This window comes from Ornithinimicrobium cerasi (assembly GCF_003702705.1).
Classification (GTDB): domain Bacteria; phylum Actinomycetota; class Actinomycetes; order Actinomycetales; family Dermatophilaceae; genus Ornithinicoccus; species Ornithinicoccus cerasi.
Genome location: NZ_QZMN01000002.1, coordinates 264,968 through 291,006, shown reverse-complemented (window position 1 = coordinate 291,006; position 26,039 = coordinate 264,968). Strand labels below are relative to the sequence as shown.

General features: G+C 71.3%; 17 protein-coding genes and 1 pseudogene. 13 read left to right on the top strand and 5 right to left on the bottom strand.

Going from position 1 to position 26,039, the window contains the following annotated elements:
- Window positions 1-91 precede the first annotated feature (91 nt).
- A complete protein-coding gene (locus D4B81_RS03220) occupies window positions 92-925 on the bottom strand; it encodes a class I SAM-dependent methyltransferase (protein ID WP_122261048.1) in 834 nt (277 codons plus the stop codon).
- A gap of 141 nt (window positions 926-1,066) precedes the next feature.
- On the opposite strand from D4B81_RS03220, the gene rpsA reads away from it, so the two are divergent.
- The 3 genes and pseudogenes from rpsA to D4B81_RS03205 form a co-directional block, all read left to right on the top strand.
- Window positions 1,067-2,524: a 30S ribosomal protein S1 gene (gene rpsA / locus D4B81_RS03215; RefSeq protein ID WP_097187556.1), complete on the top strand. Its 1,458-nt coding sequence runs from the start codon at window positions 1,067-1,069 to the stop codon at window positions 2,522-2,524.
- A gap of 141 nt (window positions 2,525-2,665) precedes the next feature.
- On the top strand, window positions 2,666-4,771 hold the full coding sequence (uvrB, locus tag D4B81_RS03210) for an excinuclease ABC subunit UvrB (protein WP_122261047.1): 2,106 nt from the start codon (window positions 2,666-2,668) through the stop codon (window positions 4,769-4,771).
- A 208-nt stretch (window positions 4,772-4,979) separates the two neighbouring features.
- A pseudogene (locus D4B81_RS03205) lies at window positions 4,980-5,963 on the top strand (TerC family protein); the annotation flags it as partial.
- A gap of 229 nt (window positions 5,964-6,192) precedes the next feature.
- On the opposite strand, the gene D4B81_RS03200 reads toward D4B81_RS03205, so the two are convergent.
- The 4 genes from D4B81_RS03200 to gltB all read right to left on the bottom strand — a co-directional run bounded on the left by D4B81_RS03200 (window position 6,193) and on the right by gltB (window position 13,893).
- Entirely contained in the window at window positions 6,193-7,122 is a 930-nt protein-coding gene (locus D4B81_RS03200; RefSeq protein ID WP_122261129.1) for an EamA family transporter, read from the bottom strand.
- Window positions 7,119-7,808: an MBL fold metallo-hydrolase gene (locus tag D4B81_RS03195; protein WP_122261045.1), complete on the bottom strand. Its 690-nt coding sequence runs from the start codon at window positions 7,806-7,808 to the stop codon at window positions 7,119-7,121. Before D4B81_RS03195 ends, D4B81_RS03200 begins: the two co-directional genes overlap by 4 nt.
- Before the next feature lie 66 nt (window positions 7,809-7,874).
- A complete protein-coding gene (locus D4B81_RS03190; protein ID WP_122261044.1) occupies window positions 7,875-9,332 on the bottom strand; it encodes a glutamate synthase subunit beta in 1,458 nt (485 codons plus the stop codon).
- Window positions 9,325-13,893, bottom strand: coding sequence for a glutamate synthase large subunit (gltB, locus tag D4B81_RS03185; RefSeq protein ID WP_122261043.1), 4,569 nt, complete (start codon window positions 13,891-13,893; stop codon window positions 9,325-9,327). The genes D4B81_RS03190 and gltB overlap by 8 nt, the downstream gene beginning before the upstream one ends.
- Before the next feature lie 167 nt (window positions 13,894-14,060).
- On the opposite strand from gltB, the gene uvrA reads away from it, so the two are divergent.
- The 10 genes from uvrA to D4B81_RS03135 all read left to right on the top strand — a co-directional run bounded on the left by uvrA (window position 14,061) and on the right by D4B81_RS03135 (window position 26,033).
- Window positions 14,061-17,015, top strand: coding sequence for an excinuclease ABC subunit UvrA (gene uvrA, locus D4B81_RS03180; protein WP_237565777.1), 2,955 nt, complete (start codon window positions 14,061-14,063; stop codon window positions 17,013-17,015).
- Between the two features lie 9 nt (window positions 17,016-17,024).
- Entirely contained in the window at window positions 17,025-18,932 is a 1,908-nt protein-coding gene (gene uvrC, locus D4B81_RS03175; protein ID WP_122261042.1) for an excinuclease ABC subunit UvrC, read from the top strand.
- Between the two features lie 79 nt (window positions 18,933-19,011).
- On the top strand, window positions 19,012-19,947 hold the full coding sequence (rapZ, locus tag D4B81_RS03170; protein WP_419866227.1) for an RNase adapter RapZ: 936 nt from the start codon (window positions 19,012-19,014) through the stop codon (window positions 19,945-19,947).
- On the top strand, window positions 19,944-20,906 hold the full coding sequence (locus D4B81_RS03165) for a gluconeogenesis factor YvcK family protein (RefSeq protein WP_237565776.1): 963 nt from the start codon (window positions 19,944-19,946) through the stop codon (window positions 20,904-20,906). The genes rapZ and D4B81_RS03165 overlap by 4 nt, the downstream gene beginning before the upstream one ends.
- A 155-nt stretch (window positions 20,907-21,061) precedes the next feature.
- Window positions 21,062-22,042 (top strand): DNA-binding protein WhiA, encoded by a 981-nt coding sequence (gene whiA, locus D4B81_RS03160; RefSeq protein ID WP_122261041.1) that lies wholly within the window; start codon window positions 21,062-21,064, stop codon window positions 22,040-22,042.
- 116 nt (window positions 22,043-22,158) lie between these two features.
- Window positions 22,159-23,163: a type I glyceraldehyde-3-phosphate dehydrogenase gene (gene gap / locus D4B81_RS03155; protein WP_122261040.1), complete on the top strand. Its 1,005-nt coding sequence runs from the start codon at window positions 22,159-22,161 to the stop codon at window positions 23,161-23,163.
- 5 nt (window positions 23,164-23,168) lie between these two features.
- Window positions 23,169-24,380, top strand: coding sequence for a phosphoglycerate kinase (locus D4B81_RS03150; RefSeq protein WP_122261039.1), 1,212 nt, complete (start codon window positions 23,169-23,171; stop codon window positions 24,378-24,380).
- Between the two features lies 1 nt (window position 24,381).
- Window positions 24,382-25,194 (top strand): triose-phosphate isomerase, encoded by an 813-nt coding sequence (tpiA, locus tag D4B81_RS03145; RefSeq protein WP_097187546.1) that lies wholly within the window; start codon window positions 24,382-24,384, stop codon window positions 25,192-25,194.
- An 87-nt stretch (window positions 25,195-25,281) separates the two neighbouring features.
- The gene (gene secG / locus D4B81_RS03140) at window positions 25,282-25,524 is read left to right on the top strand and encodes a preprotein translocase subunit SecG (protein ID WP_097187545.1); all 243 of its coding nucleotides are present in this window, start codon (window positions 25,282-25,284) and stop codon (window positions 25,522-25,524) included.
- 146 nt (window positions 25,525-25,670) lie between these two features.
- Window positions 25,671-26,033: an RNA polymerase-binding protein RbpA gene (locus D4B81_RS03135; RefSeq protein WP_122261038.1), complete on the top strand. Its 363-nt coding sequence runs from the start codon at window positions 25,671-25,673 to the stop codon at window positions 26,031-26,033.
- Window positions 26,034-26,039 lie beyond the last annotated feature (6 nt).

The window sequence follows — 26,039 nt, the reverse complement described above, 5'->3', positions numbered from 1 at the left end:
TGGTGCGTGACTGCGACGGAGCATAAGCGACGGGCGCCCGGGTGGGCGGGCCTCGGCTCGACCGTGTCCGGATCGTGACCTTGATCGGCTGTCAGCCCTTGACGCACACGAGGACGAGGGTCCCCGGGATCAGCTCGCCGCGCAGGCGGCTCCAGCCGCCCCAGACGTGGTCCCCGCCGTCCGGCCAGGCGGGCTCCACCAGGTCCAGCAGTCGCAGACCGCTCGCCGCCACCGCTCGCACGAGGTCCCCGACGGTGCGGTGGTGCTCGGTGTAGGTGGCCTCGCCGTCCTCGGACTCCTCGACGTAGGCGCGCCGGTCGAAGTAGCTGAACCCGACCGTGAGCCCCTCCGGTCCCGGCACGTCGGGGAAGGCCCAGCGGAACGGGTGCGAGACTGAGGCGACGCACCGTCCACCAGGCCGGAGCACCCGGGCCCACTGGTCCAGGGCGTCCTGGAGGTCGGGGATGAAGGAGAGCACGCCGTGGGCCGTGATGACGAGGTCGAACGAGGCGTCCGGGAACGGCAGGCGAGCTCCGTCGCACTGGACGTACCCGACCGGCCGGCCGGTCGCCATACCTGGCGGGGCAGTGGTCGCGGCGTCGATCCGGCGGGCCACGCGCAGCATCCCCGCGGACAGGTCCGTCGCCACCGCACGCGCGCCCTGGGCGGCGCACCAGCGCGCGCCCTGGCCGGCGCCCGCACCGACCTCCAGGACGTCGCGACCGGCGACCGGCCCGAGGAGGCCCAGGTCCTCCTCCGTCCACCCCTCGGGCCCCCAGGTCAGGCTGGCGTCGCCGAGGAAGGTGCCGTGCTCGGCGTGGTACGACTCGGCCTCCGCGTCCCACCAGGAACGCACCGCACGGACGGACTCCTCGTGGGAGACCGGGCGCCGGCTGACCCGGTCAGGGGTGGGCGGTGTGGTCATCCCGCCATCCTGCCGGACCGTCTTTGACGGTGCTGGCCCCAGCACCTAAGATGGCGGGGCGCGTAGCGTGCGTTCTGCATGCCCCGAGCCAGCTGCAACTGTCCATCTCACCAGCCTGTCCACAATCGGAGCCCCTACTACATGACTGCCACTACGGCCGAGCAGCCCACCCAGATCGCCATCAACGACATCGGCACTGAGGAAGAGCTGCTCGCAGCGATCGACGCAACGATCAAGAACTTCAACGACGGCGACATCGTCGAGGGTGTCATCGTCAAGGTCGACCGGGACGAGGTCCTGCTCGACATCGGCTACAAGACCGAGGGAGTCATCCCCGCCCGCGAGCTGGCCATCAAGCACGACGTCGACCCCTCCGAGGTCGTCTCCGTCGGCGACGAGGTCGAGGCCCTGGTCCTCCAGAAGGAGGACAAGGAGGGGCGCCTCATCCTGTCCAAGAAGCGCGCCCAGTACGAGCGCGCCTGGGGCTCGATCGAGAAGGTCAAGGAGGAGGACGGCGTCGTCACCGGCACCGTCATCGAGGTCGTCAAGGGCGGCCTCATCCTCGACATCGGCCTGCGTGGCTTCCTGCCCGCCTCCCTGGTGGAGATGCGCCGGGTCCGGGACCTGCAGCCCTACGTCGGCAAGCAGATCGAGGCGAAGATCATCGAGCTGGACAAGAACCGCAACAACGTGGTCCTGTCCCGTCGTGCCTGGCTCGAGCAGACCCAGTCCGAGGTCCGCACGACCTTCCTGCGCGAGCTGCAGAAGGGCCAGGTCCGGTCCGGTGTCGTCAGCAGCATCGTCAACTTCGGTGCGTTCGTCGACCTCGGCGGCGGCGTGGACGGGCTGGTCCACGTGTCCGAGCTGTCCTGGAAGCACATCGACCACCCGGGCGAGGTCGTCGAGGTCGGCGACGAGGTCACCGTCGAGGTCCTGGACGTCGACATGGACCGCGAGCGCGTGTCGCTGTCGCTCAAGGCGACCCTCGAGGACCCGTGGCAGACCTTCGCGCGCACCCACGCGATCGGTCAGGTCGTGCCGGGCAAGGTGACCAAGCTCGTCCCGTTCGGTGCGTTCGTGCGCGTCGAGGACGGCATCGAGGGCCTGGTGCACATCTCCGAGCTGGCCGAGCGCCACGTGGAGCTCCCGGAGCAGATCGTCACCGTCGGTGGCGAGGTCTTCGTCAAGGTCATCGACATCGACCTCGAGCGTCGTCGGATCTCGCTGTCGCTCAAGCAGGCCAACGAGGCTGTCGCCAACGAGTTCGACCCCACCCTGTACGGCATGGCCGCCGAGTACGACGACCAGGGGAACTACAAGTACCCCGAGGGCTTCGACCCGGAGACCAACGACTGGCTGGAGGGCTTCGAGACCCAGCGCGACAAGTGGGAGAAGGAGTACGCCGACGCCCACTCCCGCTGGGAGGCGCACAAGGCGCAGGTCGAGGCTGCGGCCAACGCGGTCGAGTCCTCGGACGGCGTGGAGGCTGCCGCCCCGGCGTCGACGTCCTACTCCTCGGAGACGCCTGACGAGGCGACCGGCACGCTCGCCTCGGACGAGGCTCTCGCCGCCCTGCGCGAGAAGCTCACCGGCAACTGAGCCGACGCCCCGGCCGCCGGGGTGCCTCCGGGCCCGGTTCCCCCTCGGGGGAGCCGGGCCCGTCGGCGTGCCGGGCGGACGGCGGCCGACGGCGGGCTCCGCCGGGAAGGGTATGTCGGCGCGCGGCGTTAGCGTGGTGACATGCGCCCCACCACCGACCTCCAGCGAACGGTCAACCCGTTCCGCGTCATCTCGGAGTTCCAGCCCAGCGGCGACCAGCCGGCGGCCATCGGCCAGCTCACCGAGCGCGTCAACGCGGGCGAGGAGGACATCGTGCTCCTCGGCGCCACCGGCACCGGCAAGTCCGCGACCACGGCCTGGCTGATCGAGCAGGTGCAGCGCCCGACCCTGGTGATGGCACCCAACAAGACGCTCGCCGCCCAGCTGGCCAACGAGTTCCGTGAGCTCCTGCCGAACAACGCCGTCGAGTACTTCGTCAGCTACTACGACTACTACCAGCCGGAGGCGTACGTCCCGCAGACGGACACCTACATCGAGAAGGACTCCTCCGTCAACGACGAGGTGGAGCGTCTGCGCCACTCGGCGACCAACAGCCTGCTGACCCGCCGCGACGTGGTCGTGGTGGCGTCCGTCTCGTGCATCTACGGGCTGGGCACGCCCCAGGAGTACGTCGACCGCATGGTCCGCCTCAAGGTGGGGCAGACGATCGAGCGCGACCAGCTGCTCCGCAACTTCGTGACGATGCAGTACACCCGCAACGACATGGCCTTCACCCGGGGCACGTTCCGGGTCCGTGGGGACACCGTCGAGATCATCCCGCAGTACGAGGAGCTGGCGCTGCGGGTGGAGTTCTTCGGTGACGAGATCGACCGGCTGTACACCCTCCACCCGGTCACCGGTGAGGTCGTCCGGGAGGAGCAGGAGATGTACGTCTTCCCGGCCTCCCACTACGTCGCCGGCCCCGAGCGCATGGAGCGGGCCATCGGCGGGATCGAGAGCGAGCTGGAGGAGCAGCTGGCGCGGTTCGAGCGCGAGGGGAAGCTGCTCGAGGCCCAGCGGCTGCGGATGCGCACGACCTACGACATCGAGATGATGCGGCAGGTCGGGTCCTGCTCGGGCATCGAGAACTACTCCCGGCACATCGACGGGCGCGAGTCCGGCTCGGCCCCCAACTGCCTCATCGACTACTTCCCCGAGGACTTCCTCCTGGTGATCGACGAGTCGCACGTCACCGTGCCGCAGATCGGGGCGATGTACGAGGGTGACATGTCCCGCAAGCGCACCCTCGTCGAGCACGGCTTCCGCCTGCCCAGCGCGATGGACAACCGGCCGCTGAAGTGGGAGGAGTTCCTCGAGCGGATCGGGCAGACGGTCTACCTGTCCGCCACGCCGGGCAGCTACGAGCTGGCCAAGGGGGACGGCGCCGTCGAGCAGATCATCCGGCCGACGGGGCTGGTCGACCCCCAGATCGTGCTCAAGCCGACGCGTGGCCAGATCGACGACCTGCTGCACGAGATCGGCCAGCGGACCGCCCGGGACGAGCGGGTCCTCGTCACCACGCTCACCAAGAAGATGGCCGAGGACCTCACGGACTACCTCCTCGACAAGGGCGTGCGCGTCCGCTACCTGCACTCCGAGGTCGACACGCTGCGTCGCGTCGAGCTGCTGCGGGAGCTGCGGCTGGGGGAGTACGACGTCCTCGTCGGGATCAACCTGCTCCGCGAGGGCCTGGACCTGCCCGAGGTCTCCCTCGTGAGCATCCTCGACGCCGACAAGGAAGGTTTCCTGCGCTCCGCCCGCTCGCTGATCCAGACCATCGGGAGGGCGGCCCGCAACGTCTCCGGCCAGGTGCACATGTACGCCGACAGCGTCACCCCCTCCATGCAGGAGGCCATCGACGAGACGAACCGGCGTCGCGACAAGCAGCTCGCCTACAACGCCGCCCACGGCATCGACCCGACGCCGCTCCGCAAGAAGATCGCGGACATCACCGACATGCTCGAGCGGGAGGACGCGGACACCGAGTCGCTCATGGGCAGCGGCCGGCGGCAGTCCCGGGGCACGGGCAGGGGTCGGGGCGCGGCGGCGGCGGTGGGCACGAGCGTTCTCGACCGGCGTTCGACCGACGACATGCCGGCGACCGAGCTGGCCCAGCTGATCCACGAGCTGACCGACCAGATGCACGAGGCCGCCACGACGCTGCACTTCGAGCTCGCGGCCCGGTTGCGGGACGAGATCGGTGAGCTGAAGAAGGAGCTGCGGCAGATGCGGGAAGCCACCGGGTGACCGTCCGGGCCGGGCTGGCTCGACGGCCCGCGCGGCTGTGTCAAAATGGACGACGTCCATCGGAGGGGAGTATCCCCGGCGGCGTCCTCGTCAGGACGGTTCGGTCGTGCCACGACCGGACCCGGGGAGCCGGCACCGGGAAGGCCCCCCGTGGGTCTGCGGTGCGGGAGAGACCTCCGGTCCGCAGAACTGACCGGAAGGTGCTGGAATGACCGTCCCCTCGTGGGTCTGGATCCTCACACTCGTCGTGATCGCCGCCATCTTCGCGTTCGACCTTCTCGTGCTCGGGCGTCGCCCGCACGAACCGTCGCGGCGTGAGGTGTCGGTGGCACTGTCCATCTACGTGGGGATGGCGATCCTCTTCGGACTGGGTGTCCTGGTCACCAGCGGGGGGCAGCTCGCGGGCGAGTTCTTCGCCGGTTGGTTGACCGAGTACTCCCTGTCCATCGACAACCTGTTCATCTTCCTCATCATCATGGCCAAGTTCGGCGTGCCGAGGAAGTACCAGCAGTTCGCGCTCATGGTGGGCATCGTCATGGCGCTGGTCATGCGGGCCATCTTCATCCTCGTGGGGGCGGCCGCGATCGAGCGCTGGTCGTGGGTGTTCTACATCTTCGGTGCGTTCCTCATCTACACCGCGGTGAAGCTCGCCCGCGAGAACCTCGCGCACGACGACGACGGGGACGAGGAGTACCAGGAGAACGCCCTCCTGCGGGCCGTGGAGAAGCGTTTCCCGGTGACCCAGTCGTGGGACGGGGGGACGAAGCTGCGCGTCGTGGAGAACGGCAAGAGGGTCCTCACCCCGATGTTCATCGTCATCCTGGCCCTGGGCACCACGGACCTGCTCTTCGCCCTGGACTCCATCCCGGCGATCTTCGGCCTCACCCAGGAGCCCTACCTGGTCCTCATGGCCAACGTCTTCGCCCTGATGGGGCTGCGACAGCTCTACTTCCTCCTGGGCGACCTCCTCAAGCGCCTGGTCTACCTGGGGCTGGGCCTGGCCGTCCTGCTGGCCTTCATCGGCATCAAGCTGATCCTGCACGCCATGCACGAGAACGAGCTGCCGTTCCTCAACGGCGGCGAGCACTTCGACGTGCCGGAGATCCCGATCTGGCTCTCCCTCGGCGCGATCGTGGGCATCCTCGCCGTGACGGCCGTGGCCAGCCTGCTCAAGACCCGGCGGGACGTCAGGGCCGGGCTGGTGGACCCGGAGGGAGCCGACCGGCTCCACCTCGACGACGTCAGTCTCTTCGGCGAGAGCCAGCACCACCACGACCGGCCCGAGGACGGCTCGTCCTCCGGTCGTCGACCGGCGGAGAAGACCGGTGACGCGGCAGCGCCCCAGGACACCACGAACGCCGGGACCGGCAGCGAGGGCAGGGCGGGCTCGGACCCGGACGGGAGGGGCTGAGCCCCGGTGGTCACGCCGGGGTGTCGGGGACCAGGTGGCCCCCGTCACCAGGATCGGCCCCCTTGTCGGCCCCGGAGCCGCTCGGTCGGCCCAGGACCACGACGCTGGCGGTCACGACGAGGAGCATGCCGACCAGCTGCACCACGCTGAGCACCTGGCCCAGCACCAGCAGGCCCGCCAGCGCGGCCGCCGCGGGCTCCAGGCTCAGCAGCACCCCGAAGGTGCCGGCGGTGAGGCGCCGCAGGGCGAGCAGCTCCAGCGAGTACGGGATGGCCGAGGACAGCAACGCGATCCCGAGGCCCCGCAGCAGCGACTCAGGCTCCCACAGGGCCGACCCGGCGGTGAGGAGACCGGCCGGCACGGCGATGACGGCGCCGATGGCCAGGCAGAGCGCTATCCCGTCCAACCGTTCGAACCGCGCCCCGGTGCGGCGGCTGAGCACGATGTAGGCGGCCCAGCAGACGCCGGCCGTGCCGGCCAGGGCGATCCCGACCAGGTCCAGCTCCGCCCAGGGTGTGCCGACGGCCCCCGAGATCAGCACGACCCCGACGAGCGCGGACGCGACCGCCAGCAGGTCCCGCGGCCGGCGGGAGAGGACGGCTGCGAGCGCCAGCGGCCCGAGGAACTCGATCGTGACGGCGACGCCGATCGGAAGCCGGGTCAGGCTCCCGTAGAACGTCAGGTTCATCGCCGTGAGCGCCACGGCGAAGAGGGACACGACGAGCCAGTCCTGGCGGCTCCGGCCCCGGACCCGGGGACGGACCACCACCCACAGCAGCAGGCCCGACAGGGCGAGCCGCAGGGCGACCGACCCGAACACGCCGACCAGAGGCAGCAGGGTCGCCGCGAGGGCCCCCCCGAACTGCACGGAGACCACGGCCACGAGGACGAGGACGACGGGGTGCGGCAGGCGCCGCTCCGGCGTCGCGAGGTCGGTCACCAGCCGCGGGCCCGCCACTCGGGCAGCTGCGGACGCTCGGCACCGAGCCAGGTGTTGTCGCCGTGACCCGGCAGGACGAGGGCATCGTCGTCATACACGTCGAAGACGCGCGCCTGCAGGTCGTCCATGAGGGAGACGAAGTCACCCGGGGTGGTGGTCCTGCCGGGCCCTCCGGGGAAGAGGCTGTCACCGGTCAGCAGGACAGTGCGTGGGACGTCGCCGGCGGCGCTGAGCGCGAGCGCCACAGAGCCGGGGGTGTGACCGCGCAGACCGATGACGTCCAGGATCAGGTCACCCACGCGGACCACGTCCCCGTCGACGAGCCGGACGTCCACCCGGACGGGCAGGTGGTCGGCGTCGTCGGAGCCGGCGAGCGTCGGGGCCCCGGTGGCACGGGTGACCTCGGGCAGCGCGCGGTGGTGGTCCGCGTGGCGATGGGTGGTCAGGATGCCGCTCAGCCCGCGCCCCCCGTCGCGCGCGTCGTCGTCCAGGCCGGCGAGGATCCGACCCGGGTCGTCGGCCGCGTCCACGAGCAGCCGTTCACCCGTGGCGGTGCACCGCACGAGGTAGACGTTGTTGTCCATGGTGGAGACGCTGAACTTCGTCACCACCGCTCCCGGGAGGGGGAGACCCCAGGCCGACCCGCCGGGCGAGACGTGGCCGACGCGGTCGCTGTCGTGGCTCATGGCCCGAGTCTAGGCAGGAGCGGCCGACCGCGACCCGCCCCTGCCTCCGCCCGAGGTCGGCCCGCCCTAGACCGTGAGCGGCCGGTCCGTGGGCCGGATCGGCGCAGGGAGGGTGGTGTGTCCGGTCAGATAGCGATCCACCGAGGCCGCCGCCGCCCGTCCCTCCGCGATCGCCCAGACGATGAGGGACTGGCCGCGACCGCAGTCCCCGGCGGCGAAGACCCCCTCGAGCGGGGTGGCGAAGGCGTCGTCCCGCTCGTAGGTGTTGCGGGACGTGCGGGGGAGATCGGCCGCCGGGGCGGCGGACTCGTCGGGACCGACGAAGCCCATGGCGAGCAGGACCAGCTGCGCCGGCACCTCGCGCTCGGTCCCCGCGACGATCTCGACCCGCCCGTCGACGAAGCGGGCGTCGGCGAGACGGAGCCCGCTGACCCTCCCGTCCTCGCCGAGGACCTCCAGCGTCGACACGCCGTAGGACCGCTCACCGCCCTCCTCGTGAGCCTCGGACACCTTGTAGAGCATCGGGTACGTCGGCCAGGGCTGCGAGGACGGCCGCTCCGACGGCGGGGTGGGCAGGATCTCCAGCTGCACCACGCTGCGGGCCCCGTGGCGGTGGGCGGTGCCCAGGCAGTCCGCACCGGTGTCGCCGCCGCCGATGATGACCACGTCCTTGCCGGCGGCGTCGATGCCCCGGGGTGCACCCAGGGCCTCCCGGTTCGCCGGCACCAGGTAGTCCATGGCCGCGTGGACCCCGTCGAGGTCGGCCCCCGGGACCCCGAGCGTGCGGGGCACGGTCGAGCCCGTGGTGAGGACCACGGCGTCGAAGCGGTCCCGCAGGTCCTGCAGTGACAGGTCGGCCGGCCCGTCCCCCCCGATCGTCGTACCGGTCACGAAGCGGATGCCCTCGCCCCGGAGCTGCACGAGGCGGCGGTCGAGGACCGACTTCTCCATCTTGAACTCCGGTATGCCGTACCGCAGCAGCCCGCCGACGGCGTCGTCGCGCTCGTAGACGACGACGGTGTGCCCGGCGCGACCGAGCTGCTGGGCTGCCGCGAGACCCGCGGGCCCGGACCCCACGACGGCTACCGTCCGGCCGCTCAGCCACTCCGGCTCCTCGGGCTTGACCCGCCCGTTGGAGAAGGCCCGGTCGATGATCGAGACCTCGATCTGCTTGATCGTGACGGGCGGCTGGTTGATGCCGAGGACGCACGCCGTCTCGCAGGGCGCGGGGCACAGCCGGCCGGTGAACTCGGGGAAGTTGTTTGTCGCGTGCAGCCGCTCGATCGCCTCGGCGAAGTTGGCGCGCCGGGTGTGGTCGTTCCACTCCGGGATGAGGTTGCCCAGCGGACAGCCGGTGTGGCAGAACGGGATGCCGCAGTCCATGCAGCGGCTGGCCTGGCGCTGCAGCACCTTCGTGTCCTGCTCGCCGTGCACCTCCTTCCAGTCGAGGATGCGGACCGGGACCGGCCGGGTGGGCCGGTTCTCGCGCTCGCGGTGGGTGAGGAAGCCGGTCGGGTCAGCCATGGGAGTCCTCCAGGATGAGCTGCCAGGCGTGGGGGCCGTTCGGGTCGTCGCCACGGTCCTCGACCTCGCGACGGATCCGCAGGACGCTGGCGTACTGACGGGGGGTGACGACGCTGACGCGGTCCGGCCACGTCTCGTCGGCGAGGAGCTGGGCGGCCACCGTGCTGCCGGTGAGCTCGACGTGCTCGGCGAGCAGGTGGCGGACCTCCTCGAGGTGGTCGGTGCCGCGCAGCGGGGACACGTGCAGGTCACCGTTGCGCATGGCCAGGGGGTTCATCCGCGCCGGGTCGAGGTCGAGGACGAAGGCCGTGCCGCCCGACATACCGGCGCCGACGTTGCGTCCGGTGGGTCCCAGGATCAGCGCCCGCCCGCCGGTCATGTACTCCAGGGGGTGGTCACCCACACCCTCGACGACGGCCGTCGCGCCGGAGTTGCGCACGCAGAAGCGCTCACCGACCACGCCGCGCAGGTTGACCTGCCCGGACGTGGCGCCGTAGCAGATGACGTTGCCCGCGATGACCTGCTCGGCCGCCCGGAACGGCGCGGCCTCCGGGGGCCGGACGACGATCCGGCCGCCCGAGAGGCCCTTGCCCACGAAGTCGTTGGCGTCGCCGACCAGGCGCAGGGTGACGCCCCGGGGCAGGAACGCGCCGAGGGACTGGCCCGCCGAGCCGGTGAGGGTCAGGTCGATGGTGCCGTCCGGGAGCCCGTCCGGTCCGGCGGTGGCGGTCACGTGGTGGCCGAGCATCGTCCCGACCGTGCGGTTGACGTTGGTGACCTCGAAGGCCGCGTGCACGGGCGTGCCGTCGGCGAGCGCCGGTCCGGCCGCCTCCACGAGGCGGTTGTCGAGCGCCACCGCGAGCCCGTGGTCCTGGTCCGTGGTGTGCCGCCGCGCGGCGCCCTCGGGGATCTCGGGCATGTGCAGGACCGGGGTGAGGTCGAGTCCCTGGGCCTTCCAGTGCTCGACCGCGGCGCTGGTGTCGAGCAGGTCGGCCCGCCCGACGACCTCCTCGACGGACCGGTAGCCCAGCGAGGCGAGCAGCTCGCGCACCTGCTGGGCGACGTACTCGAAGAAGGTCACCACGAACTCGGCCTTGCCGGTGAAGCGCTCGCGCAGCTCGGGGTTCTGGGTCGCGACCCCGACCGGGCAGGTGTCCAGGTGGCAGACCCGCATCATCACGCAGCCGGAGACCACGAGAGGGGCCGTGGCGAAGCCGAACTCCTCCGCACCCAGCAGGGCGGCGACGAGCACGTCTCGACCCGTCTTGAGCTGGCCGTCGCACTGGACGACGATCCGGTCGCGCAGCCCGTTCACGAGGAGGGTCTGCTGCGTCTCGGCCAGGCCGAGCTCCCAGGGGGTGCCGGCGTGCTTGAGCGAGGTGAGCGGGCTGGCGCCGGTGCCCCCGTCGTGGCCCGAGATCAGCACCACGTCGGACTTGGCCTTGGCGACCCCCGCCGCCACGGTGCCGACCCCGACCTGGCTGACCAGCTTGACGTGGATCCGGGCCCGGGGGTTGGCGTTCTTGAGGTCGTGGATGAGCTGCTTGAGGTCCTCGATGGAGTAGATGTCGTGGTGCGGCGGTGGGGAGATGAGACCGACGCCCGGCGTGGAGTGCCGGGTCCTCGCCACCCAGGGGTAGACCTTCCCCGGCGGCAGCTGGCCGCCCTCGCCGGGCTTGGCGCCCTGCGCCATCTTGATCTGGATGTCGTCGGCGTGGACCAGGTAGGCGGAGGTGACGCCGAACCGGCCCGACGCGACCTGCTTGATCGCCGACCGGCGCTCAGGGTCGAGGAGACGGTCGACATCCTCACCCCCCTCGCCGGTGTTGGACTTGCCGCCCAACCGGTTCATCGCGATGGCGAGCGTCTCGTGCGCCTCCTGGGAGATCGAGCCGTAGGACATGGCGCCGGTGGCGAACCGCTTGACGATCTCGCTGACGGGCTCCACCTCGTCGACGGGCACGGGTTCACGGTCGGGTCGAAGGCTGAACAGGCCGCGGAGCGTCATCAGCCGCTCGGACTGGTCGTCCACCAGCTGGCTGTACTGCTGGAAGACGTCGTAGCGCTGCTCCCGGGTGGCGTGCTGGAGACGGAAGACGGCTTCAGGGCTGAAGAGGTGCGGCGGCCCCTCACGGCGGAACTGGTACTCGCCACCGATGTCGAGCTGGCGGTGGTAGGGGGTGATCCCGGAGAGCGGGTACGCGACGCGGTGGCGCAGCGCGACCTCCTCCGCCAGCACGTCGAGGCCGACACCGTCGATCTGGCTCGTGGTGCCGGTGAACCAGCGGTCCACGACCTCCCGGGAGAGCCCCACGGCCTCGAACGTCTGCGCCCCCCGGTAGGAGGCGATGGTGGAGATGCCCATCTTGGACATCACCTTCAGGACGCCCTTGCCCAGCGACCTGATCAGGTTGCGGATGGCGACGTCGGGGTCCAGCCCGTCCAGCTGCTGGCCCGAGGAGCAGAGGTTCTCCGCCGACTCCATGGCCAGGTAGGGGTTGACGGCGGCCGCCCCGTAGGCGACGAGCGTGGCGACGTGGTGCACCTCGCGCACGTCGCCCGCCTCGACGAGGAGGCCCACGCGGGTCCGCGTGTTGTTGCGGACCAGGTGGTGGTGCACCGCGCTGGTGAGGAGAAGGGAGGGGATCGGCGCGTGCTCCCGGTCCGCGTGCCGGTCGGAGAGCACGACGAAGAAGTCGCCGCGGGCGACCGACTCGTCGACCTCGGCGCAGATCTCCGTGAGGCGCGCCTCCAGCGCGTCGGCGCCACCGTCGACCCGGTAGAGCCCCCGCACGACGGTGGAGCCGAGGTCCGGGTGGCCCGCGATGTTGAGCCGGCGCAGCTTGGCGAGCTGGTCGTTGTCGATGACCGGGAAGTCGAGGACCACCTGCCGCGCGTGCGCCGGCGTCTCCTCGAGCAGGTTCAGCTCGGGTCCCGAGGACCCCATGAGGGAGGTCACGATCTCCTCCCGGATCGCGTCCAGCGGGGGGTTGGTCACCTGCGCGAAGGCCTCGACGAAGTAGTCGAAGAGCAGCCTCGGCCGGTCCGACAGCGCGGCGATCGGCGTGTCGGTGCCCATCGCCCCCAGCGGCTCGACCCCGGCCTGGGCCATGGGGGCGAGGATGACGCGCAGCTCCTCCTCGGTGTAGCCGAAGATCTGCTGCCGGCGGGTGACCGACGCGTGGCTGTGCCGGACGTGCACCTGATCGGGCAGCGAGTCCAGGTGGACGAGGTTGGCGTCGAGCCACTCCTGGTACGGCTGGCGGGCCGCGAGGTCGCGCTTGAGCTGCTCGTCGTCGACGATCTCCCCCCGGGCGAGGTCGACGAGGAACATCCGCCCCGGCTTGACGCGGCCCTTGCGGACGACCTTCTCCTCGGGGATCGGCAGCAGCCCCGACTCCGAGCCGAGGACGACGAGGCCGTCGTCGGTCACCCAGTAGCGGGAGGGGCGGAGTCCGTTGCGGTCCAGCACCGACCCGACGACGTTGCCGTCGGTGAAGACGAGGTTCGCCGGGCCGTCCCACGGCTCCATGAGCATGGAGTGGTACTCGTAGAAGGCGCGGACCTGCGGGTCCAGGTCGGCGTTGTTCTCCCACGCCTCGGGGATCATCATCAGCACGGCGTGGGGCAGGGAGCGCCCGCCCAGGTGCAGCAGCTCCAGCACCTCGTCGAAGGTCGCCGAGTCGCTCGCGTCCGGCGTGCAGACGGGCAGCGCGTCCGACAACGGCCCCGGGAAGTCCTGGCTCTCCAGGCGCGACTGCCGGGCGTTCATCCAGTTGCGGTTGCCCTTGACGGTGTTGATCTCCCCGTTGTGGGCGATGACCCGGTAGGGGTGGGCGAGCGGCCACGAGGGGAACGTGTTCGTGGAGAAGCGGGAGTGGACGACGGCGAGGGCGCTCGCGTAGCGCTCGTCGACGAGGTCCGGGAAGAAGGCGGGCAGCTGATCGGTGGTGAGCATGCCCTTGTAGGTGATGGTGCGGGTGGACAGGCTCACGGGGTACGCCTCCGTGCGCCGCTCGATCCGCTTGCGGCACAACCACACCCGCCGCTCCAGCGCGAGACCTGACTCACCCTCGGAGGGGCCGCCGGCCGCGACGACGAGCTGACGCATGACGGGCAGGACCGACAGGGCGGTGGGCCCGACCATGTGACTGACGACCGGCACCTCCCGCCAGCCCAGCAGGAGCAGGCCGGACTCCTCGACGAGCTGCTCGACCTGCCGGGCGACCTCCTCCGTCCCCTCCGTCGGCAGGAAGATGATGCCGACGGCGTAGGCGCCGGGCTCCGGCAGCGCGAAGGGCAGGACGTCCCGGAGGAAGGCGTCGGGCAGCTGCGTGAGGATCCCCGCACCGTCACCGGTGTTGACCTCCGACCCGACTGCTCCACGGTGGTCGAGGTTGTGCAGCGCGGTGAGCGCCTGGGCCACGATCTGGTGGCGCGGCCGGGCGTCGAGCGTCGCGACGAAGGCGACGCCGCAGTTGTCGTGCTCGTGGGCGCCGTCGTAGAGGCCCTGGGGGGAGACGCCGGGGACCGGGCGCAGCGGGGTGGGGGACAGAGGCATTCCGACCACCGTTCTGACGGGGCGCCCCGGGGGAGGGGCGCCGGCGTGGGCGCGCGGGGGCTCCGGTGACCCGACGCAGAGGAGTGCGCGCAGCATACCTATGCAGAGGCCTGCATGTATAGACGCTCGACTCGGGGTGTGTCGGAGGAGCGACCTACAGTGGTGCTGTGCCAGCTGCCACCACCGTGCCCCGCCCCCGCCACGACCGGATCCACGTCCAGGGCGCGCGCGAGCACAACCTCAAGGACGTGTCCGTCGACCTGCCGCGCGACGCGCTGGTCGTGTTCACCGGCCTGTCCGGCTCGGGCAAGTCGAGCCTCGCGTTCGACACCATCTTCGCCGAGGGCCAGCGCCGCTACGTGGAGTCCCTCTCCGCGTACGCGCGGATGTTCCTGGGCCAGATGGACAAGCCGGACGTCGACTTCATCGAGGGGCTGTCCCCGGCGGTCTCGATCGACCAGAAGTCCACCAACCGCAACCCCCGGTCGACCGTCGGGACGATCACCGAGGTCTACGACTACCTCCGGCTGCTCTTCGCCCGCGTCGGCCGGCCGCACTGCCCCGTGTGCATGGAGCCGGTGGAGCGGCAGAGCGCCCAGCAGATCGTGGACCGGATGCTCGAGCTGCCCGCGGGCACCCGCTACCAGCTGCTCGCGCCGGTCGTGCGCGGTCGCAAGGGGGAGTTCGTCGACCTGTTCGAGGAGCTGCAGGGTGCTGGTTTCTCCCGGGCCCGCGTGGACGGTGAGGTGGTCCCCCTGTCCTCGCCCCCGACGCTGCAGAAGCAGCGCAAGCACACCATCGAGGTCGTGGTCGACCGCCTGGTCGCGAAGGCCGGGGCGGACCACGCGGTCGACGCCTCCTACGCCCGGCGCCTCACCGACTCCGTCGAGACCGCGCTGCGGCTCACCGACGGCCTCGTCGTCACGGAGTTCGTCGACGTGGCCGCCGTGGGGGGCGACGGCGAGCCACCCACGGACGCCGAGGGTCGCCCGTTGCCGCGGGAGCGACGGTTCTCCGAACGGATGTCCTGCCCCAACGACCACCCGCTGAGCGTCGACGAGCTGGAGCCGCGCAGCTTCTCCTTCAACAGCCCGTTCGGGGCGTGCCCCGCCTGCACCGGCATCGGCGCGGAGCTGGAGGTGGACCCCGAGCTCGTCATCCGCGGGGAGGAGACGTCGATCCTGGAGGGGGCCATCATCCCGTGGTCGACGACGGCAGGGCTGAACGACTACTACCGGCGCGTCCTCGGCGGCCTCGCCGACGACCTCAAGTTCAGCCTGGACGTGCCCTGGCGTCAGCTGCCCGCACGCGCCAAGGACGCCATCCTGCACGGCTACGGGCACAAGGTCCACGTGCGCTACAAGAACCGGTTCGGCCGCGAGCGCAGCTACTCCACGGGGTTCGAGGGGGTCCTTCCGTACGTCAAGCGCAAGCACGCGGAGACCGAGTCCTCGAGCAGCCGGGACCGTTACGAGAGCCTCATGCGTCAGGTGCCCTGCCCCACGTGCAAGGGGGCCCGGCTCAAGCCGGAGATCCTGGCCGTGCTCGTCGGGGGGCGCAGCATCGCCGAGGTCTGCGCGCTGCCCATCGACGCCTGCGCGGAGTTCCTCGCCGCCGTCGAGTACACCCCCCGCGAGGCGTCCATCGCGACCCAGGTCAACCGGGAGATCGCCGCCCGGCTCGGCTTCCTGCTCGACGTCGGCCTGGACTACCTCTCGCTGGACCGACCCTCCGGCACCCTCTCGGGGGGAGAGGCGCAGCGCATCCGCCTGGCCACCCAGATCGGCTCGGGACTGGTCGGGGTGCTCTACGTGCTCGACGAGCCGAGCATCGGGCTGCACCAGCGCGACAACCACCGGCTCATCGACACCCTCACCCGGTTGCGCGACCTCGGCAACACGCTCATCGTCGTCGAGCACGACGAGGACACGATCGCGACGGCGGACTGGGTGATCGACATCGGGCCGGGCGCCGGTGAGCACGGCGGGCACGTGGTCCACAGCGGCACCGTCGCCGACCTGCTCACCCACCCCACCTCCCTGACCGGGCAGTACCTCTCGGGGCGTCGCGCGATCCCGACACCGTCGCAGCGCCGGCCCCAGGACGGACGGGTCGTCACCGTGCGCGGTGCGCGCGAGCACAACCTGCACGACATCGACGTGTCCTTCCCCCTCGGCAACCTCGTCGCGGTGACCGGGGTGTCGGGCTCGGGCAAGTCCACGCTGGTCAACGACATCCTCTACCACGTCCTGGCCAACCAGCTCAACGGCGCGCGCCACGTCCCGGGCCGCCACCGGCGCGTCGAGGGGCTCGACCAGCTGGACAAGGTCGTGCACGTGGACCAGAGCCCCATCGGGCGCACGCCCCGCAGCAACCCCGCCACCTACACCGGGGTCTTCGACCACATCCGCAGGCTCTTCGCGGACACGACCGAGGCGAAGGTGCGCGGCTACCTCCCCGGGCGGTTCAGCTTCAACGTCAAGGGCGGGCGGTGCGAGGCGTGCTCGGGCGACGGCACGCTGAAGATCGAGATGAACTTCCTGCCCGACGTCTACGTGCCCTGCGAGGTGTGCCACGGCAAGCGCTACAACAGGGAGACCCTCGAGGTGCACTTCAAGGGGCGGACCATCGCCGAGGTGCTCGACATGCCGATCGAGGAGGCGTCGCAGTTCTTCGCCGCCGTGCCGGTGATCAGCCGTCACCTGACGACTCTTGTCCAGGTCGGACTCGGCTACGTCCGGCTCGGCCAGCCGGCCACCACCCTCTCGGGGGGCGAGGCGCAGCGCGTGAAGCTGGCCGCCGAGCTCCAGCGCCGCTCGACCGGGCGGACCGTCTACGTCCTCGACGAACCCACGACGGGGCTGCACTTCGAGGACATCAGCCGGCTGCTCGGGGTGCTCCAGGGCCTCGTCGACAAGGGCAACACGGTGCTGGTCATCGAGCACAACCTCGACGTCATCAAGTCCGCCGACTGGATCGTGGACATGGGGCCCGAGGGCGGGCACCGGGGTGGCACCGTCGTCGTGGAGGGGACGCCGGAGCAGGTGGCGGCCCACGCCGCCAGCCACACCGGTCGCTACCTGCACCCGCTGCTGGCCACCAACCGACGCACGAGCGCCTGACAGCTCCCCGTGGCAGCTCCCGCCAGCTATCGGCCCAGGCCGGGCGAGATCCCGACCGAGCCCGGGGTGTACCGCTTCCGCGACCAGCACGGCCGCGTGATCTACGTGGGCAAGGCGCGCTCGCTGCGGTCCCGGTTGTCCTCGTACTTCCAGGACCTCTCGGCGCTGCACCCGCGGACGCGTCAGATGGTCACGTCCGGCGCCAGCGTCGAGTGGACCGTCGTCCGCAACGAGGTCGAGGCCCTCCAGCTCGAGTACTCGTGGATCAAGGAGTTCGACCCGCGGTTCAACGTCAAGTACCGCGACGACAAGTCCTACCCCTACCTCGCGGTGACCCTCGGCGAGGAGTTCCCCCGGGCCCAGGTGATGCGGGGGGCCAAGCGCCCCGGCACCCGCTACTTCGGCCCCTACACGCACGCCTGGGCCATCCGGGAGACGCTCGACACGCTCCTGCGCGTGTTCCCGCTCCGCACCTGCTCCAGAGGGGTGTTCCGCCGGGCCGAGCAGTCCGGGCGACCCTGCCTGCTGGGGTACATCGACAAGTGTTCGGCCCCGTGCGTGGGGCGGGTGACCCCCGAGGAGCACCGGGCCGTCGCCGAGGACTTCTGCGACTTCATGGCCGGCGACACCGCCCGCTTCGTCCGCGACCTGGAGACCCGGATGCGGGCCGCGTCGCAGGACCTGGACTTCGAGACAGCTGCGCGGATGCGGGACGACGTCGGCGCCCTGCGACGCGCGCTGGAGCGCTCGGCGGTGGTGCTGCCGGACAGCACGGACGCCGACGTCTACGCGCTGGCCGACGACGAGCTGGAGGTGGCCGTCCAGGTCTTCCACGTCCGCGGCGGCCGCATCCGAGGTCAGCGCGGGTGGGTGAGCGAGAAGGGGGCCGAGGACCTCGGCTCGATCGTGGAGCACCTCCTGCAGCAGGTCTACGGCGGCGAGCGGGGCGAGGACGTCCCCCGTGAGGTCCTCGTGCCGGTCGAGCCGACCGACGTCGAGGACCTCGAGAAGTGGCTGGCCGGCATCCGGGGTTCGCGGGTGAGCGTGCGGGTCCCGCAGCGCGGCGACAAGCGCATCCTCATGCAGACGGTGGCGCGCAACGCCCAGCAGGCGCTGGCCCGGCACAAGGTCGCCCGATCGGGCGACCTCACCCTGCGGTCCCAGGCCCTGCAGGAGCTGCAGGACGTCCTCGAGCTCGAGGACGCACCCCTGCGCATCGAGTCCTTCGACATCAGCCACGTGCAGGGCACCGACGTGGTCGGGTCCATGGTGGTCTTCGAGGACGGGCTGCCGCGCAAGTCGGAGTACCGCCGCTTCATCGTGCGCCAGGGAACGGCTGACGACACGGCGGCCATGCACGAGGTGCTGACGCGCCGATTCCGGCACCTCGTCCAGGCGCCCGGGGAGGAGGAGGGCGGCGGGGACACCAAGTTCCGCTACCCGCCCAACCTCGTCGTCGTCGACGGCGGGCTGCCCCAGGTGAACGCCGCCCAGACCGCCCTCCTCGAGGTGGGCGTCGCCGACGTCACGGTGATCGGTCTCGCCAAGCGACTGGAGGAGGTGTGGTTGCCAGGACAGGACTTCCCCGTGGTGCTCCCCCGGACGAGCGAAGGCCTCTACCTGCTGCAGAGGGTGCGCGACGAGGCTCACCGCTTCGCCAACACCTTCCACCGGCAGCGCCGCTCCCGGTCGATGACGGTCAGCCAGCTGGACGGCATACCCGGTCTGGGACCGGCGCGCCAGCAGGCGCTGCTGGCGCGGTTCGGCTCGGTGAAGGCGCTCCGCAGGGTCACCGCGGAAGAGCTGGTGGAGGTGCCCGGGATCGGTCCGGCCGTCGCCGCGGCGGTGATCGCCCGGCTGCAGGGCGCCGAGGAGGCGCTGGCCGTTAACCTGAGCACAGGCGAGGTGCTCGACTGACGTGTCCGACCCCGGGACGGATCCGGCAGGCGGGACCCCGCCGTCCGGCACCCACCACGACCGACGGAGTCCAGAGACCGTGACCCTCGAGGACGCACCCACGGACCACCAGCCGGCAGACGGCACCACCCTGACGACGGACCCGCCACGACGCAGCGACGTGGTCATCCTCACCGGCATGTCCGGTGCGGGACGCACCACCGCCGGCGACGTGCTGGAGGACCGCGGGTGGTTCGTCGTCGACAACCTGCCCCCGTCGATGATCGTCGAGCTCATGGACGTCACCGCCGACGATCCTCAGCGGCAGAAGGTGGCCGCGATCGTCGACGTGCGCAGCCGCGACTTCACCAACGAGCTCTCGCACGCGCTCGACGCGCTCGGTGCCCGCGGCTGGCGACCCCGCGTGCTCTTCGTCGACGCCTCCGACGAGTCGCTGGTCCGACGCTTCGACGCCGTCCGCCGGCCGCACCCGCTGCAGGGCGAGGGGCTGCTGCTCGACGGGATCCGCCGCGAGCGTCGGATGCTGGCGGGGCTGCGCTCCAACGCCGACCTCGTCGTGGACACGTCCAACTACAACGTCCACCAGCTGACCGCCCGGGTCGACTCGATCCTCACCTCGGACACGGCCGTCCGGCTGCGCCTGGCGGTCATGTCCTTCGGGTTCAAGTACGGCATCCCCCTGGACGCCGACGTCGTGCTGGACCTGCGCTTCCTGCCCAACCCCTACTGGATCCCCGAGCTGCGCTCGTACACCGGCAAGGACGCCGAGGTGCGCGACTTCGTCCTGGGCCAGGACCTGGCCAAGAAGTTCATCGGGCACGCCGAGCAGCTGCTCCGCACGGCCGTCGAGGGCTACCTGCTCGAGGGACGCCGCTACGTGACCGTGGCCGTGGGCTGCACCGGTGGCAAGCACCGCTCCGTGGCCACCGCCGAGGAGCTCGCCCTACGGCTGGCGGACCTGGAGGACCGCGGCGTCACGCTCACCACGTTCCACCGCGACCTGGGGCGCGAGTGAGCCGCGCCCGGATCGTGGCGCTGGGGGGCGGCCACGGCCTCTCGGCCTCGCTCCAGGCGCTGCGGCACAGCTCCGACGACATCACCGCCGTGGTCACCGTCGCGGACGACGGGGGGTCCAGCGGCCGGCTGCGCCAGCAGTTCGACATCCTCCCGCCCGGCGACCTGCGGATGGCGCTGGCCGCCCTGTGCGAAGACACGGCCTGGGGCCACCAGTGGTCGGCCGTGCTGCAGCACCGCTTCCGGGGCGACGGCGAGCTGGGCGGCCACGCGCTCGGCAACCTCCTCATCACCGCCCTGTGGGACCTGCTGCCCCAGCAGGAGGTCAGGGGACTGGACCTCGTCGGGCGGCTCCTGAACACCCGTGGGAGGGTGCTGCCGATGTCTCTCGTCCCGCTCGACATCGAGGCCACGATGGTGGTGCCGGGGGAGGACGGCGACGGGGTACGGGTGATGGTGCGCGGGCAGTCGCAGGTCGCGCGGCACCCCGGTCGGGTGGAGTCGATCCGGCTGCTGCCGGAGGCGCCGCCGGCCTGCCCGGAGGCCGTGGAGTCCATCACCCTCGCCGACGTCGTGGTGCTCGGCCCCGGGTCCTGGTTCACCTCCGTGATGCCGCACCTGCTGGTGCCGGACCTCCTCCGTGCGCTGCGGGACACCCCGGCCCGACGGGTCCTCACCCTGAACGTCAACATCAGCGACGAGGAGACCACCGGCTACTCCGCGGCCGAGCACGTCGAGGCCATCGTCGCGCACGCCCCCGGCCTCGCCTTCGACCACGTCATCGCCGACCCGCGGGTGGTCGGCACCGACGGGGACCGTCGCGATCTGGAGCGGGCCGTGGACCAGCTCGGGGCCTCCCTCGTCGTCACGGCGGTGGGCAAGATGCGCCCGCAGGGCGTCCACGACACGCTGCGCCTGGCCGCGGCCTACCGCGACGTCATCGCGGCGGACCAGGCGTGAGCAGGGTCGGGGGGGCTCGGGTGGACGAGGGCGGACGGGCGCCGGGCAGGGGGACGGCGATGAGGCGACCCGCGCCGGGGCGGGGTACCCTGCCGCTCGAGGGTGCGGACGCCCCTGCACCGTCGGGGAACGGGCGCACCAGGAGGTTGACGGCAGTGGCGATGACCGCGCGGGTCAAGGACGAGCTCAGCCGACTCCCGGTCACCAAGACCTGCTGCCGCAAGGCGGAGGTGTCCACGATGCTGCGGTTCGCCGGCGGGCTGCACATCGTCGGGGGGCGGATCGTCATCGAGGCCGAGCTGGACACGGCGCAGAGCGCCCGTCGGCTCCGTGCCTTCATGGCCGAGGTCTACGGCAGCCCGAGCGAGCTCGTGGTGATGAGCCCCGGCGGGCTCCGCAAGTACACCAGGTATGTCGTGCGCGCCACCGGGGACGGGGAGTCCCTGGCCCGGCAGACCGGCCTGATCGACCACCGCGGCCGGCCGGTGCGCGGGCTGCCCCCCCGCGTGGTCGGGGCGGCCGTCTGCGACGCCGAGGCGGCCTGGCGCGGGGCGTTCCTGGCGCACGGGTCGATCACCGAACCGGGAAGGTCGTCGGCGCTCGAGGTGACCAGCCCGGGCCCCGAGGCGGCGCTGGCGCTGGTCGGCGCCGCGCGCCGGCTCGGCATCCAGGCCAAGGCCCGCGAGGTGCGGGGCGTGGACCGGGTGGTGCTGCGTGACGGCGACGCGATCGGGGCCATGCTCACCCGGCTGGGGGCCCACGACGCGGTGCTCGCCTGGGAGGAGCGGCGGATGCGCCGGGAGGTGCGGGCCACCGCCAACCGCCTGGCCAACTTCGACGACGCGAACCTGCGCCGTTCAGCCCGCGCGGCCGTCGCGGCCGGGGCCCGCGTCGAGCGGGCGCTGGAGATCCTCGGCGAGGAGGTGCCCGAGCACCTCCGGGTGGCCGGGGCCCTGCGCCTGCAGCACAAGCAGGCCAGCCTGGAGGAGCTCGGGCAGCTCGCGGACCCGCCGATGACCAAGGACGCGGTCGCCGGCCGGATCCGGCGTCTCCTGGCGATGGCCGACAAGCGGGCCGAGGACCTCGGCATCGACGGCACCGACGCCAACCTCACCGCGGAGATGTTCGACGAGTAGGAGCACCCCCCTTGGTGACGGGTGCCGGACGTCGATAGGTTGGGACAGGACGACGTCGTCGTGTCCGGCGGCGCGCACGAGAGCGTGCCGCACCAGCCACCAGGGAAGGTTTCCTCATGACCGTTCGCGTAGGCATCAACGGCTTCGGTCGCATCGGCCGCAACTTCATGCGGGCCGTGCTCGCCTCCGGCGCAGACATCGAGATCGTCGGCGTCAACGACCTGACCGACAACGCCACCCTCGCGCACCTGCTCAAGTACGACTCCATCCTGGGCCGTCTGGAGGGGGAGGTGACCTCGTCCGAGACGGAGATCACCGTCAACGGCAAGGCCGTGAAGGCCTTCGCCGAGCGGGACCCGTCCGCGCTGCCGTGGGGCGACCTCGGCGCCGACATCGTCATCGAGTCGACCGGCATCTTCACCGACGCCACGAAGGCCCAGGCCCACATCGACGCCGGCGCCAAGAAGGTCATCATCTCCGCGCCCGCCAAGAACGAGGACATCACGCTGGTGATGGGGGTCAACGACAAGGACTACGACCCCGCTGCCCACCACATCATCTCCAACGCCTCCTGCACCACGAACTGCCTCGCCCCGATGGCCAAGGTGCTGAACGACGAGTTCGGGATCGTCAAGGGCCTGATGACCACCATCCACGCCTACACGGCCGACCAGAACCTCCAGGACGGCCCGCACAGCGACCTGCGCCGCGCCCGTGCGGCCGCGCTCAACATCGTGCCCACCAAGACCGGGGCCGCCCAGGCCGTCGCGCTGGTGCTGCCCGAGCTCAAGGGCAAGTTCGACGGCTACGCGCTGCGGGTGCCGACGCCGACCGGGTCGGCCACCGACCTGACGTTCCAGGCGAGCCGTGAGGTCACCGTCGAGGAGGTCAACGCCGCCGTCAAGAAGGCGGCGGAGGGCGACATGAAGGGCATCCTCGTCTACACCGAGGACCCCATCGTCTCCAAGGACATCGAGACCGACCCCGCCTCCTGCATCTTCGACTCCGGCCTCACCAAGGTCATCGGGGACCAGGTCAAGGTGGTCGGTTGGTACGACAACGAGTGGGGCTACTCGAACCGCCTCGTGGACCTGGTCGCGCTGGTCGGCAGCAAGCTCTGACGCCGATGCGCACGATCGAGCAGCTGACGGAGGAGCTGGGGGGACTGGCCGGGCGCACCGTGCTGGTCCGCAGCGACCTCAACGTGCCGCTGGACGGCAGCACCATCACCGACGACGGCCGCGTGCGCGCCTCGGTGCCGACGATCACCCAGCTCGCCGACGCCGGGGCCAGGGTCGTCGTCACGGCGCACCTCGGGCGGCCCAAGGGCGCCCCGGAGGCGAGGTACTCCCTCGCCCCGGTCGCCGAGCGGCTCGGCCAGCTGCTCGGCCGCCCCGTCACCTTCGTCGAGGAGACCGTGGGGGAGAAGGCGCAGGCCGCGGTGCGGGCGATGTCCGACGGTGACGTCGTCGTCCTGGAGAACCTCCGGTTCAACCCGGGGGAGACGGCCAGGTCGGACGAGGAGCGGGCCGACTTCGCGGGCCGGCTCGCCGGGCTCGCGGACGCCTTCGTCTCCGACGGTTTCGGCGTCGTGCACCGCGCGCAGGCCTCCGTGTATGACGTCGCACGGCTCCTGCCGCACGCTGCGGGTGGGCTGGTCCGCTCCGAGGTCGAGGTGATGCGCCAGCTGAGGGAGGATCCGCAGCGGCCCTACGCCGTGGTCCTCGGCGGTGCGAAGGTCAGCGACAAGCTGGGTGTCATCGAGTCCCTGATCACCGTCGCCGACCGGCTACTCGTCGGCGGCGGCATGGTCTTCACCTTCCTCAAGGCCCAGGGCCACGAGGTGGGCACGAGCCTGCTCGAGGAGGACCAGGTGGACACCGTCCGCGGCTACCTGGAGACAGCCGCCGAGCGGGGCGTGGAGATCGTCCTGCCGACCGACATCGTGGTCGCCGACGCGTTCTCCGCGGACGCCGCGCACCGCGTCGTGCCGGCCGACGGCATACCCGCCGACATGATGGGCCTGGACATCGGTCCAGAGTCGGAGAAGCTCTTCGTGTCCAGGCTCTCCGACGCCAGGACCATCTTCTGGAACGGCCCGATGGGCGCGTTCGAGATGGAGCCGTTCGCGAGCGGCACCAGGGTGGTGGCCGAGGCGCTCGTGGAGCGCACCCGGGCCGGCGCCATGACGGTGGTCGGCGGCGGCGACAGCGCTGCCGCCGTCCGTGAGTTCGGCCACGCCGACGAGGACTTCGGGCACATCTCCACCGGTGGTGGGGCGAGCCTGGAGTACCTCGAGGGCAAGGAGCTCCCCGGCCTCTCCGTCCTGGAGGCCTGAGATGGCCGGCAGGAGCACATCACGGACCCCGCTCATGGCGGGCAACTGGAAGATGAACCTCGACCACCTCCAGGCCACCCACCTCGTCCAGAAGCTGGACTGGACGCTCAAGGACGGCAAGCACGACCATGCCGCCGTCGAGGTGGCGGTGCTGCCCCCGTTCACCGACCTCCGCTCGGTCCAGACGCTGGTGCAGGGGGACAGGCTGGACCTGGTCTACGGCGCCCAGGACCTGTCCCAGCACGACGAGGGCGCCTACACCGGGGAGATCTCCGGTGCCTTCCTGGCCAAGCTGGGATGCACCTACGTCGCCGTCGGTCACTCCGAGCGGCGGGAGTACCACGCGGAGGGTGACGACCTCGTGGGCGCCAAGGTGCGCGCGGCCCTGCGTCACGGGCTGGTGCCGATCCTGTGCGTCGGGGAGCGGCTGGAGGTGCGTCAGGCCGGCACCCACGTGGAGCACGTCACGACGCAGCTGCGCGCGGCCCTGGACGGCCTCGACGGCGAGCAGGTGGCCAAGGTGGTCGTCGCCTACGAGCCCGTCTGGGCCATCGGCACCGGGGAGGTGGCCACCCCGGCCGACGCGCAGGAGGTCTGCGCCGCCGTCCGGGAGACCGTCGCCGACCTGGTCGGGTCGTCGGTGGCCGACGGGCTGAGGGTGCTCTACGGCGGCTCGGTCAAACCGGGCAACGTCGCGGAGATCATGGCGCAGCAGGACGTCGACGGAGCTCTCGTCGGCGGTGCCTCGTTGTCCGTCGAGGACTTCGCGGCGATCTGCCGGTACCGCCAGCACCACGGCGGGTCGGTCGCCTGACCTCGGCTGAGCTAGGCTGTCAGTCGCCCCGGGCCCCGCGGTCCGGGGCGCTCGACTTTTCCCCCGAACGACGAAGGTGTGTCCTGCGTGGAGTACGTGCGCTGGTTCCTCAACGGTCTGCTGATCATCACCAGCTGCTTCCTGGTGCTGCTCATCCTCATGCACAAGGGGCGTGGCGGCGGCATGTCCGACATGTTCGGCGGTGGTCTGAGCAGCAGCCTCGGCGGTTCGTCGGTCGCCGAGCGCAACCTCAACCGGATCACGGTCGCGATGGCCCTGATCTGGACCGTGGTCATCGTCGGGATCGGCGTCCTCATCCGGTTCAGCTGAGCCACCCCGGCCGGCCCTGGCGCGCCGCGGACACCGTACGCCGCCAGCGCCACCTCACCGGGTAATGTGTGGTCGGTTGACCTGCGGCGACGTCCGTCGGACGCCACCGCCGTGACCTCGGGTCACGGACACAGCGAGGAGGCAGCATGGTCGGGACCAACGCGATCCGCGGGAGCCGGGTCGGCTCAGGTCCGATGGGCGAGAGCGAGCGCGGGGAGTCCGCCCCGCGCTTCTTCGTCAGCTACTGGTGCGGCAACGGTCACGAGACCCGTCCCAGCTTCGCCGCGGGCGACGAGGTCGAGGTCCCCGAGGTCTGGGACTGCCCGACCTGCGGTATGCCGGCGGGGCAGGACCGGGACAACCCGCCGAGGCCGCCCCGCACGGAGCCGTACAAGACCCACCTCGCCTACGTCAAGGAACGACGCAGCGACACCGACGGTGCCGCCCTGCTCGACGAGGCGCTCGACGCCATGCGGGCCCGCGGCATCGGTGGCGGCCCCGGCGCGTGACACCAC

What these genes read in the sequence shown, in the direction of transcription:
- D4B81_RS03220 (WP_122261048.1), bottom strand. Translation starts at nt 925, where the DNA reads ATGACCACACCGCCCACCCCTGACCGGGTCAGCCGGCGCCCGGTCTCC.
- D4B81_RS03135 (WP_122261038.1), top strand. Translation starts at nt 25,671, where the DNA reads ATGGTCGGGACCAACGCGATCCGCGGGAGCCGGGTCGGCTCAGGTCCG.
- tpiA (WP_097187546.1), top strand. Translation starts at nt 24,382, where the DNA reads ATGGCCGGCAGGAGCACATCACGGACCCCGCTCATGGCGGGCAACTGG.
- gltB (WP_122261043.1), bottom strand. Translation starts at nt 13,893, where the DNA reads ATGCCTCTGTCCCCCACCCCGCTGCGCCCGGTCCCCGGCGTCTCCCCC.
- uvrB (WP_122261047.1), top strand. Translation starts at nt 2,666, where the DNA reads ATGCGCCCCACCACCGACCTCCAGCGAACGGTCAACCCGTTCCGCGTC.
- D4B81_RS03190 (WP_122261044.1), bottom strand. Translation starts at nt 9,332, where the DNA reads ATGGCTGACCCGACCGGCTTCCTCACCCACCGCGAGCGCGAGAACCGG.
- rpsA (WP_097187556.1), top strand. Translation starts at nt 1,067, where the DNA reads ATGACTGCCACTACGGCCGAGCAGCCCACCCAGATCGCCATCAACGAC.
- D4B81_RS03195 (WP_122261045.1), bottom strand. Translation starts at nt 7,808, where the DNA reads ATGAGCCACGACAGCGACCGCGTCGGCCACGTCTCGCCCGGCGGGTCG.
- D4B81_RS03150 (WP_122261039.1), top strand. Translation starts at nt 23,169, where the DNA reads ATGCGCACGATCGAGCAGCTGACGGAGGAGCTGGGGGGACTGGCCGGG.
- gap (WP_122261040.1), top strand. Translation starts at nt 22,159, where the DNA reads ATGACCGTTCGCGTAGGCATCAACGGCTTCGGTCGCATCGGCCGCAAC.